This window comes from Pseudomonas sp. SK3(2021) (assembly GCF_016772375.1).
GTDB lineage: Bacteria > Pseudomonadota > Gammaproteobacteria > Pseudomonadales > Pseudomonadaceae > Aquipseudomonas > Aquipseudomonas chlororaphis_I.
Genome location: NZ_CP061943.1, coordinates 1,507,320 through 1,523,381 on the forward strand (window position 1 = coordinate 1,507,320; position 16,062 = coordinate 1,523,381).

Sequence of the window (16,062 nt, forward strand, 5' to 3'; positions counted from 1 at the left end):
GAAAGGACTTCATGAAACGTCTGCTGCTAACTGCGGTTCTCTCCGTATTGATGATCGCCGAAGTTCACGCCGAGTCCTTCACTATCTCCGATATCCGCGTCAATGGCCTCCAGCGGGTCTCCGCGGGTAGCGTCTTTGGGGCCTTGCCGCTGAACGTCGGCGAGCAGGCGGACGATCGTCGCCTCGTGGAATCCACTCGTGCGCTGTTCAAAACCGGCTTCTTTCAAGATATCCAGCTGGGCCGCGATGGCAATGTCCTGGTCATCACGGTAGTCGAGCGTCCATCCGTCGCCAGTATCGAAATCGAAGGCAACAAGGCGATTTCCACTGAAGACCTGATGAAAGGCCTCAAGCAATCCGGTCTCGCGGAAGGCGAGATCTTCCAGCGTGCGACCCTTGAAGGTGTTCGTAACGAACTGCAGCGCCAATATGTCGCTCAGGGCCGCTACTCGGCCACCGTCGATACCGAAGTGGTCCCGCAGCCGCGCAACCGCGTGGCGTTGAAGGTCAATATCAACGAAGGCACAGTCGCGGCCATCCAGCACATCAACGTCGTGGGCAACACCGTGTTCCCGGACGAAGACCTGGTTGATCTGTTCGAACTGAAAACCACCAACTGGCTGTCGTTCTTCAAGAACGACGACAAGTATGCCCGTGAGAAACTCTCCGGTGACCTGGAGCGCCTGCGTTCCTACTATCTGGATCGTGGCTATATCAACATGGATATCGCGTCGACCCAGGTTTCGATCACTCCGGACAAGAAACACGTCTACATCACTGTGAACGTCAACGAAGGCGAGAAATACAGCGTTCGTGACGTGAAGCTCAGCGGTGACCTGAAAGTGCCTGAAGACCAGGTCAAGTCGCTGCTGCTGGTCGAGAAGGGCCAGGTGTTCTCGCGCAAGCTGATGACCACCACTTCCGAACTGATCACCCGCCGCCTGGGCAACGAGGGTTATACCTTCGCCAACGTCAACGGCGTGCCACAGCCTCACGACGATCACACGGTCGATATCACCTTCGTGGTCGATCCCGGCAAGCGTGCCTACGTGAACCGTATCAACTTCCGCGGCAACACCAAGTCCGAAGACGAAGTGTTGCGCCGTGAAATGCGCCAGATGGAAGGTGGCTGGGCTTCGACCTACCTGATCGACCAGTCCAAGACCCGTCTGGAGCGCCTGGGCTTCTTCAAGGAAGTCAACGTCGAAACCCCGGCCGTGCCAGGTGTCGACGACCAGGTAGACGTCAACTACGCAGTAGAAGAACAGGCTTCCGGTTCGATTACCGCCAGCGTCGGTTTTGCCCAGAGCGCCGGCCTGATCCTCGGTGGCTCGATCACCCAGAACAACTTCCTGGGCACCGGTAACAAGGTCAGCATCGGCCTGACCCGCAGCGAATACCAAAGCCGTTACAACTTCGGTTATGTCGACCCCTACTGGACTGCCGATGGCGTGAGCCTGGGTTACAACGCGTTCTATCGCACCACCGACTACGACGACCTCGATGTCGACGTGGCGAGCTATGCGGTAGACAGCCTGGGTGCCGGCGTCAGCGTCGGTTACCCGATCAGCGAGACTTCGCGTCTGACCTTCGGCCTGACCGCGCAGCAGGACAAGATCAAGACCGGTCGTTATACCGTCGACGAAATCTTCGACTTCGTGAACCGCGAAGGCGACAACTACCTGAACTTCAAGGCTTCGGCCGGCTGGTCCGAGTCGACCCTGAACAAAGGTGTCCTGGCGACCCGTGGTCATTCCCAGAGCCTGGTGCTGGAAGCCACTACTCCGGGCAGCGACCTGTCGTTCTTCAAGCTCGACTACCGCGGCCAGTTGTTCCAGCCGCTGACCGACACCTACACCATGCGCCTGCACACCGAGCTGGGTTATGGCGACGGTTATGGTTCGACCGACGGCTTGCCGTTCTATGAAAACTACTATGCTGGTGGTTTCAACTCGGTCCGTGGTTTCAAGGACAGCACCCTGGGGCCTCGCAGTACTCCGAGTCGCGGTGTAGGTGTGACGGGCAACGCCGGTACCTCGCTTGATCCGGACCAGGATGCCCTGCCATTCGGTGGCAACGTTCTGATCCAGGGTGGTGTCGAGGTGTTGTTCCCGATGCCGTTCGTCAAGGATCAACGTTCGCTGCGGACTTCCGTGTTCTGGGACGTGGGTAACGTATTCGACTCCAAGTGCGAGAAGACCACCAACACCAATGGCACATCGTCCAATACACAGTGTAACGACATCAGCTTGAGCAATCTGGCCAGTTCCGTGGGTGTCGGCGTGACATGGGTAACCGCTCTGGGCCCGCTGAGTTTTGCTCTGGCGATGCCGATCAAGAAACCTGACGACGCTGAAACCCAGGTGTTCCAATTCTCCCTCGGCCAGACTTTCTAAGAGTCTGACCCAAGATAACGACAATGGATTTTGTAGGAGTGCATCGTGCGTAAGTTGACTCAATTGGTTCTCCTGGCGACTGTCCTGGTAGCAGGTCCGGCCTTCGCCGACATGAAAATCGCTGTGCTGAACTATCAGATGGCACTGCTGGAATCCGATGCTGCGAAGAAATACGCAGTGGATGCCGAGAAGAAGTTCGGCCCGCAGTTGAACAAGCTGAAAGCCCTGGAAAGCAGTGCCAAGGGCATCCAGGATCGTCTGGTGGCCGGTGGCGACAAGATGCAGCAAGGCGAGCGTGAGCGCCTGGAGCTCGAATTCAAGCAGAAAGCCCGCGACTTCCAGTTCCAGTCCAAGGAACTGAACGAAGCCAAGGCCGTTGCCGATCGTGAAATGCTCAAGCAACTGAAGCCGAAGCTCGACAGCGCCGTGGAAGAAGTCATCAAGAAAGGTGGTTTTGACCTGGTGTTCGAGCGTGGTGCAGTGATTGATGTCAAGCCTCAGTACGACATCACTCGCCAGGTTATCGAGCGCATGAATCAGCTGAAGTAACCCATGACAGCGACTATAAAGCTCGGCCAGTTGGCCGAGTTCCTCGGAGCCACCCTGCGTGGCTCCGCAGAGAAAGAAATTACTGGGCTGGCCACCTTGCAGGAGGCTGGCCCAGCTCAGTTGAGCTTTTTGGCAAATCCCCAATACCGTAAGTATCTGGCTGACAGCCAGGCAGGCGCCGTGCTGCTGAAGGCGACGGATGCCGAAGGTTATGCCGGTGATGCCTTGGTAGTGGCCGACCCCTACCTGTCGTACGCACGGATTTCCCACCTGTTCGATCCCAAGCCCAAGTCGGCTGCCGGTATTCATCCGACTGCGGTCATCGCCGAGGATGCTGTGGTCGACGCAACTGCCAGTATTGGTGCGTTTGCGGTCATCGAGAGCGGCGCGCAGATCGCCGCGGGTGTCACGGTCGGTGCTCATTGTTTTATCGGTGCCCGTTGCCAGATTGGCGAGGGCGGCTGGCTGGCTCCGCGCGTGACGCTTTACCACGATGTGCGTATCGGCAAGCGTGTAGTCATTCAGTCCGGCGCGGTGCTGGGCGGCGAAGGTTTCGGTTTCGCCAACGAGAAAGGCATCTGGCAGAAGATTGCGCAGGTTGGTGGCGTCACCATTGGCGATGATGTCGAGATTGGCGTGAATACCGCTATCGATCGCGGGGCGCTGGCCGATACCGTCATTGGCAATGGCGTGAAGCTGGATAACCAGATTCAGATCGCCCACAACGTCCAGGTCGGTGATCACACCGCCATGGCCGCTTGTGTCGGTATTTCCGGCAGCACCCGGATCGGCAAGCACTGCATGCTCGCCGGCGGTGTCGGGCTGGTTGGCCATATCGATATTTGCGACAACGTTTTCCTGACCGGGATGACCATGGTGACCCACTCGATTACCGAGCCGGGTTCCTACTCTTCCGGTACAGCCATGCAGCCTGCTGCCGAGTGGCGCAAAAGCGCGGCACGCATCCGTCAGCTCGATGATCTTGCGCGACGCTTGCGGCAACTGGAAAAGCGCGTAGGGGACGTGACCCCCGACGGTAAAGCTTCATCAGATGGCTGATACCATTTCCATATCAAGTGTGCACAGCCGTTAGACTGCCTCCTTGATTTGCTAGAGGAGTGTGCGTTAGTCGCGCGCTCCCAATCTTTACTACAGGCTTCCCCCCGAAATGATGGACATCAACGAGATTCGCGAATACCTGCCTCACCGTTACCCGTTCCTGTTGGTGGACCGGGTAGTGGACCTGGATGTTGAGGGCAAGTGCATTCGTGCCTACAAGAATGTCAGCATCAACGAACCTTTCTTCAATGGTCACTTCCCTGCGCATCCAATCATGCCGGGCGTGCTGATCATCGAAGCCATGGCTCAGGCTGCGGGTATTCTTGGTTTCAAGATGCTGGACGTGAAGCCGGCCGATGGCACCCTCTATTACTTCGTCGGTTCCGACAAGCTGCGCTTCCGCCAGCCGGTGCTGCCGGGTGACCAGTTGATCCTGGAAGCCAAGTTCATCAGCTGCAAGCGCCAGATCTGGAAATTCGAATGCCAGGCCTCGGTCGACGGCAAGCCGGTCTGCTCCGCTGAAATCATCTGTGCGGAACGCAAACTATGAGTTTGATTGACCCTCGCGCAATCATCGATCCGACGGCCATTCTGGCCGACGACGTTGAGGTTGGCCCGTGGTCGATCGTTGGCGCCGGTGTGGAAATCGGCGAGGGTACGGTGATCGGGCCTCATGTGGTGCTCAAGGGCCCGACCCGGATCGGTAAGCACAATCGTATCTACCAGTTCTCCTCGGTAGGCGAAGACACTCCCGATCTGAAGTACAAAGGCGAGGAAACCCGCCTGGTGATTGGTGACCACAACATCATTCGTGAAGGCGTGACCATTCACCGCGGCACTGTCCAGGATCGTTCCGAGACCACCCTCGGCGATCACAACCTGGTCATGGCTTATGCCCATATCGGTCATGACAGCGTGATCGGCAACCATTGCATCCTGGTCAACAACACGGCGTTGGCCGGCCATGTACATGTGGATGACTGGGCGATCCTGTCCGGTTTCACCCTGGTTCACCAGTACTGCCATATCGGCGCCCACAGCTTTTCCGGCATGGGTACGGCGATCGGCAAGGATGTTCCGGCCTTTGTCACAGTATTTGGCAACCCGGCCGAAGCGCGCAGCATGAACTTCGAAGGCATGCGCCGTCGTGGGTTCAGCGAAGAAGCGATTCATGCCCTGCGTCGAGCCTATAAAGTGGTGTATCGCCAGGGCTTGACCGTCGATCAGGCGCTCGTCGAGCTGGCAGAAGCAGCTGCACAATTTCCCGAAGTTGCGGTATTTCGTGACTCGATCCAGTCTTCGACTCGCGGCATCACTCGTTAATCATGAGCAAACTGCGTATTGCGCTGGTGGCTGGCGAAGCTTCCGGCGACATTCTTGGCGCCGGTTTGATGCGTGCGCTCAAGGCCCAGCATCCCGCCGTTGAATTCATCGGTGTCGGAGGCCCGCTGATGCAGGCCGAAGGGCTGACTTCCTATTTCCCGATGGAGCGCCTGGCGGTCATGGGGCTGGTGGAGGTCCTGGGGCGCTTGCGCGAGCTGCTGGCCCGGCGCAAGAAGCTGGTTCAGACCCTGATCGCCGAGAAACCGGACGTGTTCATCGGCATCGACGCCCCCGATTTCAACCTGAACATCGAACTCCAGTTGCGCCAGGCCGGCATCAAGACCGTGCACTACGTCAGCCCTTCGGTCTGGGCCTGGCGGCAAAAGCGCGTGCTGAAGATCCGCGAAGGTTGCGATCTGATGCTGACGCTGTTCCCGTTCGAAGCCAGGTTCTATGAAGAGAAGGGCGTGCCGGTTCGGTTTGTCGGGCACTCCCTGGCTGACGCCATTCCGTTGGAAGCCGATCGGGCTGCGGCTCGCGCTGAGCTGGGCCTGCCCGATGGTCCGCTGGTGGCCTTGATGCCGGGCAGCCGTGGCGGCGAAGTCGGGCGCCTCGGGGCCTTGTTCCTCGACGCGGCACAACGTCTGCGGGCCTTGCGCCCAGGGGTGCGTTTCGTCATGCCCTGTGCGAGTCCCGAGCGGCGTACTCAGCTGGAAGAGCTGCTGGCCGGTCGCGACCTGCCGCTGACCCTGCTCAACGGCCAGTCGCATCAGGCGCTGGCGGCTTGCGACGCGGTATTGATCGCCTCCGGCACCGCGACCCTCGAGGCGCTGCTGTACAAGCGCCCGATGGTCGTCGCCTATCGCCTGGCACCGCTGACCTTCTGGATTCTCAAGCGCATGGTCAAGAGTCCTTATATTTCCCTGCCGAACCTGCTGGCCCAACGCCTGCTGGTTCCCGAACTGCTGCAGGACGACGCCACTGCGCAGGCCCTGGCCCAGACCCTGTCGCCCTTGATCGAAGACGGCCAGGAGCAGACTCGCGGCTTTGACGAGATCCATCGCACCCTGCGCCGGGATGCCTCCAACCAGGCGGCTGAAGCGGTGTTGAACCTGATTGGCAAACCGGCATGAGTAACGAAAAGATGCAGATGGGACTGGATTTCTCACTGGTAGCCGATGCCGAAGACCTGGTGGCCGGTGTCGATGAAGTAGGGCGCGGCCCCTTGTGCGGCGCGGTGGTCACGGCTGCGGTCATCCTCGATCCGAGCCGGCCGATTCTTGGCTTGAACGACTCGAAGAAGCTCACCGAGGCCCGTCGCGAAAAGCTCTACGACGAGATTTGCGAGAAAGCCCTGAGCTGGTGCATTGCCCGTGCCGAAGTCGAGGAAATCGACGAATTGAATATCCTGCATGCCACCATGCTGGCCATGCAGCGCGCAGTAGAAGGGCTGAGCGTGACCCCGAAACTGGCAATGATCGACGGTAATCGTTGCCCGAAACTGTCCATGCCTGCCGAAGCCGTGGTCCAGGGCGATAGCAAGGTGCCGGCGATCGCCGCGGCGTCGATTCTGGCCAAGGTCAGCCGGGATCGCGAGATGGCGGCGTTCGAGCTGATCTACCCAGGTTATGGCATCGGCGGACACAAGGGCTATCCGACGCCCGTTCATCTGGAAGCGCTGGCCCGCCTGGGGCCGACACCGATTCACCGGCGCTCGTTCGCGCCGGTACGCCAAGCCTACGAAGCCCTTGAGAACCTGGGCGAGATTCAGTCCTGAGGCTGATGTTTTAGCGAAGGCCCGGTACAATCCGGGCCTTGTTGTTTTTGCGCTCATTACAGGATCACTATGCCGGCTTCATTCGTTCATCTACGCCTGCACACTGAATACTCCCTGGTTGACGGTCTGGTGCGGATCAAACCGCTGGTCAAGACGTTGGCCGGCATGGGCATGCCCGCGGTGGCGGTTACCGACCAGAACAACATGTGTTCCCTGGTCAAGTTCTACAAGGCGGCCATGGGCACCGGGATCAAGCCGATCTGTGGCGCCGACCTGTGGCTGTCGAACAAGGATCCCGAGAATCCACTGAGCCGCATCAGCTTGCTGGTGATGAATGCCGTGGGCTATCGCAACCTGACCGAGCTGATTTCCCGCGGCTTTATCGATGGCCAGCGTAATGGCCAGATCATCATCGAGCGCGAGTGGGTGGCCGAGGCCGCCGAAGGCCTGATCATGCTCTCGGCCGCGAAAGAGGGCGAGATCGGTCTTGCCCTGCTCTCTGGCGACCTGCAAGAGGCGGAAACCCTGGCCCGCGAGTGGATGGCGGTGTTCCCGGACCGTTTCTATCTGGAAGTCCAGCGTACCAACCGTCCCAACGACGAAGAGCAGTTGCACGCAGCCGTGGCCCTGGCGGACAAGATCGGCGCGCCGCTGGTGGCGACCAACGATGTGCGGTTCATCAAGCGCGAAGACTTCGAGGCCCATGAAACCCGGGTCTGCATCGGTGAAGGCCGCGCCCTCGACGACCCGCGCCGTTCGAAGAACTACAGCGACCAGCAGTACCTGAAAAGCGCCGAGGAAATGGCCGAGCTGTTCAGCGACTTGCCCGAGGCCTTGGAAAATACAGTCGAGATCGCCAAGCGCTGCAATATCGAAGTGAAGCTGGGCAAGCACTTCTTGCCTGACTATCCGATTCCCGAAGGCATGACGATCGATGAATATTTCCGCAAGGTCTCGTTCGACGGCCTGGAGGAGCGCCTCAGTGTGCTGCTGCCCAAGGACACCACCGAGGACTATGAAGCCAAGCGCCAGGTGTATGTCGACCGGCTGAATTTCGAGCTGGATATCATCATCCAGATGGGGTTCCCCGGTTATTTCCTGATCGTTATGGACTTTATCCAGTGGGCCAAGAGCAATGGCGTGCCGGTAGGGCCCGGCCGGGGGTCGGGTGCCGGCTCCCTGGTGGCCTACGTGCAGAAGATCACCGACCTCGACCCGCTGGCCTACGACCTGCTGTTCGAACGTTTCCTCAACCCGGAACGGGTTTCCATGCCCGACTTCGACGTCGACTTCTGCATGGACGGTCGTGACCGGGTCATCGACTATGTGGCCGAGAAATATGGCCGTAACGCCGTAAGCCAGATCATCACCTTCGGTTCCATGGCCGCGAAGGCTGTGGTACGGGACGTGGCGCGGGTGCAGGGCAAGTCTTACGGGTTGGCTGACCGTTTGTCGAAGATGATCCCCTTCGAAGTCGGCATGACCCTGGAAAAAGCCTACGAACAGGAAGAAATCCTGCGCGACTTCATCAAGGTCGATGAAGAAGCGGCGGAAATCTGGGAGATGGCGCGCAAGCTCGAAGGCGTGGTGCGTAACGTCGGCAAGCACGCCGGTGGCGTGGTTATCGCCCCGACCAAGCTGACCGACTTCTCGCCGATCTACTGCGACGAAGCCGGCGACGGCCTGGTGACCCAGTTCGACAAGGACGACGTCGAGGCTGCCGGCCTGGTGAAGTTCGACTTCCTCGGCCTGCGGACCCTGACCATCATCAAGTGGGCGATGGAGACCATCAACCGCGAGCAGGCGAAAAAGAACCTGCCCGACGTCAACATCGACTTCATCCCGCTGGACGACAAGAAAACCTACGAGCTGCTGCAGAAGGCCGAGACCACTGCGGTGTTCCAGCTCGAATCCCGAGGCATGAAAGAGCTGATCAAGAAGCTCAAGCCCGACTGCCTGGAAGACCTGATCGCACTCGTAGCGTTGTTCCGTCCTGGTCCATTGCAATCGGGCATGGTGGACGACTTCATCAACCGTAAGCACGGTCGCGCCGAACTGGCCTATCCGCATCCGGACTACCAGTACGATGGCTTGCGGCCGGTACTGGCGCCGACCTACGGCATCATCCTGTATCAGGAACAGGTGATGCAGATTGCCCAGGTGATGGCTGGCTACACCCTTGGCGGGGCCGACATGCTGCGTCGTGCCATGGGTAAGAAGAAACCCGAGGAGATGGCCAAGCAGCGCGGCGGCTTCATCGAAGGTTGCGCCAACAACGGTATCGACGCCGACCTGGCGGGCAACATCTTCGACCTGGTGGAAAAGTTCGCCGGCTACGGTTTCAACAAGTCCCACTCGGCCGCCTACGGGCTGGTGTCCTACCAGACTGCATGGCTCAAGACGCATCACCCGGCGCCTTTCATGGCGGCGGTACTGTCCGCGGATATGCACAACACCGACAAGGTGGTGGTGCTGATCGAAGAAGTGCGCAGCATGAAGCTGCGCCTCGATGCGCCGGATGTGAACAGTTCCGACTTCAAGTTCACCGTCAACAACGACGGCCGCATTGTCTATGGCCTGGGAGCGATCAAGGGGGTGGGCGAGGGGCCAGTGGAGGCGATCGTCGAGGCCCGTGCCGAAGGCGGCCCGTTCAAGGACCTGTTCGACTTCTGCAGTCGGGTCGACCTCAAGCGCATCAACAAGCGTACCCTCGATGCGTTGATTCGCAGTGGTGCCCTGGATCGCCTGGGGCCCTACTTCCACGACGAGCTCAAGGCCTACCAGGCCAACATCGACCGCAACCGCGCGGTGCTGTTATCGGCCCTGGAGGAAGCGGTCAAGGCGGCCGAGCAGACCGCGCGAACCGCCGACAGTGGCCACGCCGACCTGTTCGGCGGGGTCTTCGTCGAAGAGGATGCGGATGTCTACGCCAATCATCGCAAGGCCAAGGAACTGACCCTCAAGGAGCGCCTGAAAGGGGAGAAAGATACCCTCGGCCTGTACCTGACCGGGCACCCGATCGACGAATACGAAGGTGAGATCCGGCGTTTCGCCCGCCAGCGTATCGTCGACCTGAAGCCGGCGCGCGATACCCAGACCGTCGCGGGCATGATCATTGCCTTGCGGGTCATGAAGAACAAAAAGGGCGACAAGATGGGGTTCATTACCCTTGACGATCGTTCGGGGCGGATCGAGGCCTCGCTGTTCGCCGATGCCTTCCATTCCGCGCAGTCCCTGCTGCAGACCGACGCGATGGTGGTGGTCGAGGGCGAGGTCAGCAACGACGACTTCTCCGGCGGCCTGCGCCTGCGGGTCAAGCGGGTGATGAGCATGGAGGATGCTCGTACCAACCTGGCGGAAAGCCTGCGCCTGAAGGTGCATACCGAGGCCCTCAAGGGCGATCAGCTACGCTGGCTGGGGGAGCTGTGCAAACGCCATCGCGGCGCTTGCCCGATCTCCATGGAGTACACCAAGGAGGACGCCAAGGCCTTGCTGCAGTTCGGCGAAGCCTGGCGGATCGATCCGGCGGACGCCTTGATTCAAGCCCTGCGTGACCAGTTCGGGCGAGACAACGTCTTCCTCCAATACCGTTGACGGTCTGGCGCCATAAAGTGCGCCGATCTCGACCCGAATTTTTAATCTCGACCTGAACGCGCCTCTCCCTTAAGGTAGGGCGCGAATAGACAACCGGCCGGCCCAAGCACTCTTGGACGTCGACCCAAGACGGACGCCTATGAACCCGAATTTTCTTGATTTCGAACAGCCGATCGCCGACCTGCAAGCCAAGATCGAAGAGTTGCGCTTGGTCGGTAATGACAATTCGCTGAATATCGGCGATGAGATCTCCCGCCTGCAGGACAAGAGCAGCACCCTGACCGAAGACATCTTCGGCAAGCTGACCAGTTGGCAGATCGCACGCCTGGCGCGTCACCCGCGTCGTCCGTACACCCTGGACTACATCGAGCACATCTTCACCGAATTCGACGAACTGCATGGCGACCGTCACTTCTCCGACGACGCTGCGATCGTGGGTGGTATTGCTCGTCTGGACGACCAGCCGGTCATGATCATCGGCCACCAGAAAGGCCGTGAAGTGCGCGAGAAAGTCCGTCGCAACTTCGGTATGCCGCGTCCTGAAGGCTATCGCAAGGCGTGCCGCCTGATGGAAATGGCCGAACGCTTCAAAATGCCGATCCTGACCTTCATCGACACTCCGGGCGCCTACCCGGGCATCGATGCCGAAGAGCGCAACCAGAGCGAGGCAATCGCCTGGAACCTGCGGGTCATGGCGCGCCTGAAAACCCCGATCATCGCCACCGTGATCGGTGAAGGCGGTTCTGGCGGTGCGCTGGCCATTGGTGTCTGCGATCAGCTGAACATGCTGCAGTACTCCACTTATGCAGTGATCTCGCCGGAAGGCTGCGCCTCGATCCTGTGGAAAACCGCCGAGAAAGCACCGGATGCCGCCGAAGCCATGGGCATCACCGCCGAGCGCCTGAAAGGCCTGGGCATTGTCGACAAGGTCATCAGCGAGCCGCTGGGTGGCGCGCACCGTGATCCGGTTGCAGCTGCTGCTCTGATCCGCGCCGAGCTGACTTCCCAGCTGGCGATGCTCAAGAAGATGGATAACGACACCCTTCTGGCGCGTCGTTACGATCGCCTGATGAGCTACGGTCTCTGAGAGATCGACGCTCCTTGTAGGGGCGGGCTTGCTCGCGAAATGGGCGCCTCGGCCATTCGGGTCGAGGCTTTTCAGGCACCGCGAGCAAGCTCGGTCTCTACGCAGGAACCGGTCCATTCATGAGCCCATTCGATACCGTCCTTACGCAAAAACTGCTGCAGCGCCTCCTGCCCTGGCTGGATCGATCGGTCTGGCGCATCGCATTCTCCGGTGGCCTCGACTCCACCGTCCTGCTGCATCTGCTTGCCGAACTCAGGCAGCGACACACACTTCCCCCGTTGACCGCCATCCATGTGCATCACGGCCTTCAGGCTGCGGCTGACGCCTGGCCGGAGCATTGTCGAGCCCAGTGCGAAGCTTTGGGGGTGCCGTTGCAAATAGTGGCGGTGCAGGTGCAACCGGGGGCCAGCCTGGAGCGCGCCGCACGGGAAGCGCGTTATGCCGCGTTCGAAGAGGTAACCGGCAACCATGAACTGTTGCTGACGGCCCAGCACCGTGACGATCAGGCGGAAACCCTGTTGTTCCGCCTGCTGCGTGGGGCCGGCGTCAGGGGCTTGTCCGCCATGCCGGAGGCGCGTGCCTTGGGGCGGGGGCATTTGCTGCGGCCTTTGCTCGACGTCTCCCGCGATGAGCTGGAGCGCTACGCTCGTGATCACCAGCTGCACTGGATCGACGACCCCTCCAATCAGGACCGGCAGTTCTCTCGCAATTACCTGCGTCATCAGGTGTTCCCGTTGCTGACCGCTCGCTGGCCACAAGCGGCCAGCAGCATGGCGCGCAGCGCGGCGCATTTGCGTGAGGCCCGGGAGTTGCTGGATGAGCTGGCGATCATAGATCTGCAAGAGGCCCCTGGGGGCGCCGAGTTCGAGTGGCTGGGCTTGCCATCCCTGGCACTGGCGCCTTTGGTCGGCTTGTCGGAGGCGCGTCAGCGCAATGCCCTGAGTCACTGGCTGAGCCGGTTCACGCCGTTGCCCGACAGCGACCACTGGGCGGGCTGGCAGGCGCTGCGCGATGCTGCGGGCGACAGCCGCCCGGTATGGCGGCTGGGGCAGGGCGAGTTGCAGCGGGCGGCAGGGCGCGTCTGGTGGTTGTCGGAAAGCTGGCTGCGACCTGCACTGCCTGTACCGAGTTGGCTCGATACTGCTGCGCCCCTGTCGTTACCAGGCAATGGGCAGTTGCACTTCACTGGGAAGGCGCCGCAAGGGCCCTTGCAGGTGGGTTACCGTCAGGGGGGCGAGGTGATGCAATTGCCCGGGCGCGGTCACCGCGACCTCAAGCGCCTGCTCAACGAGGCAGGACTGCCTGCCTTCGTCCGTGGCAGATTGCCGCTGCTGTATCGAGGCGAGCAACTGCTTGCGGTGGCGAACCTGCCAGGTCTTGACGCAAATGCCCATGAAGGTTGGCAATTGCATTGGCAACCGCCTTCGAGCGATCAAGGTTTGAGCTGAAAGTCCCTTTCCGGTAGACTACGCTCCCTTCTTGATACAACTTCTGTGGATTCGCCTGAATTGCAGGAGTTGCCGATTACCAAGCAGTCTTTGCTGGGCGATTCCAAAAAATGTGTAGCGAGCAACGTACCGGTGTTTTCTCTTCCGGTCTGTCCCAACGCGGCGGTTTTTTTGAAAGGTGCACTGTGATTAATGCAGGTGATCGGGGGCTTCGGCCTTCCTTCGCTTTCCCCGGCGGCTCGGACCGCTTTAACGCAGACTTCTAGGGTTTTTCATGACGCGCTACATATTCGTCACGGGCGGTGTTGTTTCTTCATTGGGGAAAGGCATTGCCTCGGCTTCATTGGCGGCCATCCTGGAGGCGCGGGGACTTAAGGTCACCATGCTCAAGCTGGACCCGTACATCAACGTCGACCCGGGCACCATGAGCCCGTTCCAGCACGGTGAAGTGTTCGTCACCCACGACGGCGCCGAGACCGACCTGGACCTGGGCCACTACGAGCGGTTCATCCGCACGACCATGACCCAGAACAACAACTTCACCACCGGTCGTGTCTACGAGCACGTGCTGCGCAAAGAGCGCCGTGGTGATTACCTGGGCGCCACCATCCAGGTGATTCCGCACATCACCGACGAAATCAAGCGTCGCATCATCAAGGGCGCCGGCGATGCCGACGTGGCCCTGGTGGAGATCGGCGGCACCGTGGGTGACATCGAGTCGCAACCGTTCCTCGAAGCCATCCGCCAGCTGCGCGTCGAAGTCGGTTCCAAGCGCGCAATGCTGATGCACCTGACCCTGGTTCCGTACATCGCCACCGCTGGCGAGACCAAGACCAAGCCGACCCAGCACTCGGTGAAAGAGCTGCGCTCCATCGGCCTGCAGCCTGACGTGCTGATCTGCCGCTCCGATCATCCGGTGGACGTGTCCTCGCGTCGCAAGATTGCGTTGTTCACCAACGTTGAAGAGCGTGCGGTGATCTCCCTGGAAGACGTCGACACCATCTACAAGATCCCGGCCGTGTTGCACGCCCAGGGTCTGGACGATTTCGTCGTCGAGCGTTTTGGCCTGCAATGCAACGGTGCCGATCTGTCCGAGTGGGAAAAAGTGGTCGACGCCAAGCTCAACCCCGAGCACGAAGTCACCATCGCCATGGTCGGCAAGTACATGGAGCTGCTGGATGCCTACAAGTCGCTGATCGAAGCGATGAGCCACGCCGGCATCACCAACCGCACCAAGGTCAACCTGCGTTACATCGATTCCGAAGACATCGAGAACCAGGGCACCGCGCTGCTCGAAGGCGTCGATGCGATCCTGGTTCCAGGCGGTTTCGGCCTGCGTGGCGTGGAAGGCAAGATCACCGCCGTCCAGTACGCTCGCGAGAACAAAGTGCCTTACCTGGGTATCTGCCTGGGCATGCAAGTGGCCGTGATCGAGTTCGCTCGTAACGTCATGGGCTGGAAGGACGCCAACTCCACCGAGTTCGATCGCGCCAGCGGTCACCCGGTCGTCGGCCTGATCACCGAGTGGGCAGATGCCACCGGTGCCGTCGAAACCCGTACCGAAGCTTCCGACCTGGGCGGCACCATGCGTCTCGGCGCCCAGGAATGCCTGCTCGAAGCCGGTTCCAAGGTGCACGATTGCTACGCCAAGGATGTGATCGTCGAGCGCCACCGTCACCGCTACGAAGTGAACAATAACCTGCTGCCACAGCTGATCGACGCCGGCCTGAAGGTTTCCGGTCGTTCCGGCGATGGCGCGCTGGTTGAAGTGGTCGAGGCGCAGGACCATCCATGGTTCGTCGCCTGCCAGTTCCACCCTGAGTTCACCTCGACTCCACGTGACGGCCATCCGCTGTTCAGTGGCTTCGTCAAGGCCGCTTTGGCTCAACACGAGAAGAAGGCGTAACCCCGATGGCACAGAAGATCATCCGCGTCGGCGACATTGAGATTGCCAACGACAAGCCCATGGTGCTGTTCGGTGGCATGAACGTGCTGGAAAGCCGTGACATGGCCATGCAGGTCTGCGAAGAGTACGTGAAGGTCACCGAAAAGCTCGGTATCCCTTACGTGTTCAAGGCCAGTTTCGACAAGGCCAACCGGTCTTCTGTGACTTCCTATCGTGGTCCTGGCCTGGAAGAGGGCATGCGCATCTTCCAGGACATCAAGCAAGCCTTCGGTGTGCCGATCATCACCGACGTCCACGAGCCCTACCAGGCCGCGGTCGTCGCCGAGGTCTGCGACATCATTCAGTTGCCGGCCTTCCTGTCGCGCCAGACCGACCTGGTGGTCGCGATGGCCAAGACCGGTGCGGTGATCAACATCAAGAAAGCCCAGTTCCTCGCGCCCCAGGAAATGAAGCACATTCTGAGCAAGTGCGAAGAAGCGGGTAACGATCAGTTGATCCTCTGCGAGCGTGGTTCGAGCTTCGGTTACAACAACCTGGTGGTGGACATGCTCGGCTTCGGCATCATGAAGCAGTTCGAATACCCGGTGTTCTTCGACGTGACCCACGCGCTGCAAATGCCCGGTGGTCGTGCCGACTCGGCCGGCGGTCGTCGTGCCCAGGTCACCGACCTGGCCAAGGCCGGCATGAGCCAGTCCCTGGCCGGCCTGTTCCTGGAAGCCCACCCGGACCCGGACAACGCCAAATGCGACGGTCCATGCGCCCTGCGCCTGGACAAGCTCGAACCTTTCCTGGCCCAGCTCAAGGCCCTGGACGAACTGGTTAAGAGTTTTCCGACGGTAGAGACCGCGTAAAACCGATTTCTCCGGTAAAGTACCGCACGATTAAATGCTCAGGCCCGCGGGCCTGAGCCTTATCGTCCGCAA

The 16,062-nt window shown here is 60.3% G+C and carries 12 protein-coding genes; all 12 read left to right on the forward strand.

Features of this window, described 5'->3' with window-relative positions; translation table 11 throughout:
• Nucleotides 1-11: 11 nt before the first annotated feature.
• The 12 genes from bamA to kdsA all read left to right on the forward strand — a co-directional run bounded on the left by bamA (nt 12) and on the right by kdsA (nt 15,990).
• The gene (bamA, locus tag IF690_RS06715; RefSeq protein ID WP_202699403.1) at nt 12-2,396 is read left to right on the forward strand and encodes an outer membrane protein assembly factor BamA; all 2,385 of its coding nucleotides are present in this window, start codon (nt 12-14) and stop codon (nt 2,394-2,396) included.
• A 45-nt stretch (nt 2,397-2,441) separates the two neighbouring features.
• On the forward strand, nt 2,442-2,945 hold the full coding sequence (locus tag IF690_RS06720) for an OmpH/Skp family outer membrane protein (RefSeq protein ID WP_202699405.1): 504 nt from the start codon (nt 2,442-2,444) through the stop codon (nt 2,943-2,945).
• Between the two features lie 3 nt (nt 2,946-2,948).
• A complete protein-coding gene (lpxD, locus tag IF690_RS06725; protein ID WP_202699407.1) occupies nt 2,949-4,004 on the forward strand; it encodes a UDP-3-O-(3-hydroxymyristoyl)glucosamine N-acyltransferase in 1,056 nt (351 codons plus the stop codon).
• 109 nt (nt 4,005-4,113) lie between these two features.
• Entirely contained in the window at nt 4,114-4,554 is a 441-nt protein-coding gene (fabZ, locus tag IF690_RS06730) for a 3-hydroxyacyl-ACP dehydratase FabZ (protein ID WP_007924058.1), read from the forward strand.
• Nucleotides 4,551-5,327 (forward strand): acyl-ACP--UDP-N-acetylglucosamine O-acyltransferase, encoded by a 777-nt coding sequence (gene lpxA, locus IF690_RS06735; protein WP_202699408.1) that lies wholly within the window; start codon nt 4,551-4,553, stop codon nt 5,325-5,327. Before fabZ ends, lpxA begins: the two co-directional genes overlap by 4 nt.
• 2 nt (nt 5,328-5,329) lie before the next feature.
• Nucleotides 5,330-6,460: a lipid-A-disaccharide synthase gene (gene lpxB, locus IF690_RS06740; protein WP_502710164.1), complete on the forward strand. Its 1,131-nt coding sequence runs from the start codon at nt 5,330-5,332 to the stop codon at nt 6,458-6,460.
• A gap of 11 nt (nt 6,461-6,471) precedes the next feature.
• Nucleotides 6,472-7,104: a ribonuclease HII gene (gene rnhB, locus IF690_RS06745; protein ID WP_202701344.1), complete on the forward strand. Its 633-nt coding sequence runs from the start codon at nt 6,472-6,474 to the stop codon at nt 7,102-7,104.
• A gap of 69 nt (nt 7,105-7,173) precedes the next feature.
• The gene (dnaE, locus tag IF690_RS06750) at nt 7,174-10,698 is read left to right on the forward strand and encodes a DNA polymerase III subunit alpha (RefSeq protein ID WP_202699410.1); all 3,525 of its coding nucleotides are present in this window, start codon (nt 7,174-7,176) and stop codon (nt 10,696-10,698) included.
• A 139-nt stretch (nt 10,699-10,837) separates the two neighbouring features.
• The gene (locus IF690_RS06755; protein WP_202699412.1) at nt 10,838-11,785 is read left to right on the forward strand and encodes an acetyl-CoA carboxylase carboxyltransferase subunit alpha; all 948 of its coding nucleotides are present in this window, start codon (nt 10,838-10,840) and stop codon (nt 11,783-11,785) included.
• Between the two features lie 119 nt (nt 11,786-11,904).
• Nucleotides 11,905-13,233 carry a tRNA lysidine(34) synthetase TilS gene (tilS, locus tag IF690_RS06760; RefSeq protein WP_202699414.1) on the forward strand — a complete coding sequence of 443 codons (1,329 nt, stop codon included), beginning with the start codon at nt 11,905-11,907 and terminating at the stop codon, nt 13,231-13,233.
• Nucleotides 13,234-13,507: 274 nt separating this feature from the next.
• A complete protein-coding gene (pyrG, locus tag IF690_RS06765) occupies nt 13,508-15,139 on the forward strand; it encodes a CTP synthase (protein WP_202699421.1) in 1,632 nt (543 codons plus the stop codon).
• A 5-nt stretch (nt 15,140-15,144) separates the two neighbouring features.
• Nucleotides 15,145-15,990 carry a 3-deoxy-8-phosphooctulonate synthase gene (gene kdsA, locus IF690_RS06770; protein WP_009047224.1) on the forward strand — a complete coding sequence of 282 codons (846 nt, stop codon included), beginning with the start codon at nt 15,145-15,147 and terminating at the stop codon, nt 15,988-15,990.
• Nucleotides 15,991-16,062 lie beyond the last annotated feature (72 nt).

Coding starts and splice junctions, on each gene's coding strand:
- lpxB (WP_502710164.1), top strand. CDS start 5,330: ATGAGCAAACTGCGTATTGCGCTGGTGGCTGGCGAAGCTTCCGGCGAC.
- kdsA (WP_009047224.1), top strand. CDS start 15,145: ATGGCACAGAAGATCATCCGCGTCGGCGACATTGAGATTGCCAACGAC.
- rnhB (WP_202701344.1), top strand. CDS start 6,472: ATGCAGATGGGACTGGATTTCTCACTGGTAGCCGATGCCGAAGACCTG.
- lpxD (WP_202699407.1), top strand. CDS start 2,949: ATGACAGCGACTATAAAGCTCGGCCAGTTGGCCGAGTTCCTCGGAGCC.
- pyrG (WP_202699421.1), top strand. CDS start 13,508: ATGACGCGCTACATATTCGTCACGGGCGGTGTTGTTTCTTCATTGGGG.
- tilS (WP_202699414.1), top strand. CDS start 11,905: ATGAGCCCATTCGATACCGTCCTTACGCAAAAACTGCTGCAGCGCCTC.
- lpxA (WP_202699408.1), top strand. CDS start 4,551: ATGAGTTTGATTGACCCTCGCGCAATCATCGATCCGACGGCCATTCTG.
- bamA (WP_202699403.1), top strand. CDS start 12: ATGAAACGTCTGCTGCTAACTGCGGTTCTCTCCGTATTGATGATCGCC.
- fabZ (WP_007924058.1), top strand. CDS start 4,114: ATGATGGACATCAACGAGATTCGCGAATACCTGCCTCACCGTTACCCG.
- dnaE (WP_202699410.1), top strand. CDS start 7,174: ATGCCGGCTTCATTCGTTCATCTACGCCTGCACACTGAATACTCCCTG.
- IF690_RS06755 (WP_202699412.1), top strand. CDS start 10,838: ATGAACCCGAATTTTCTTGATTTCGAACAGCCGATCGCCGACCTGCAA.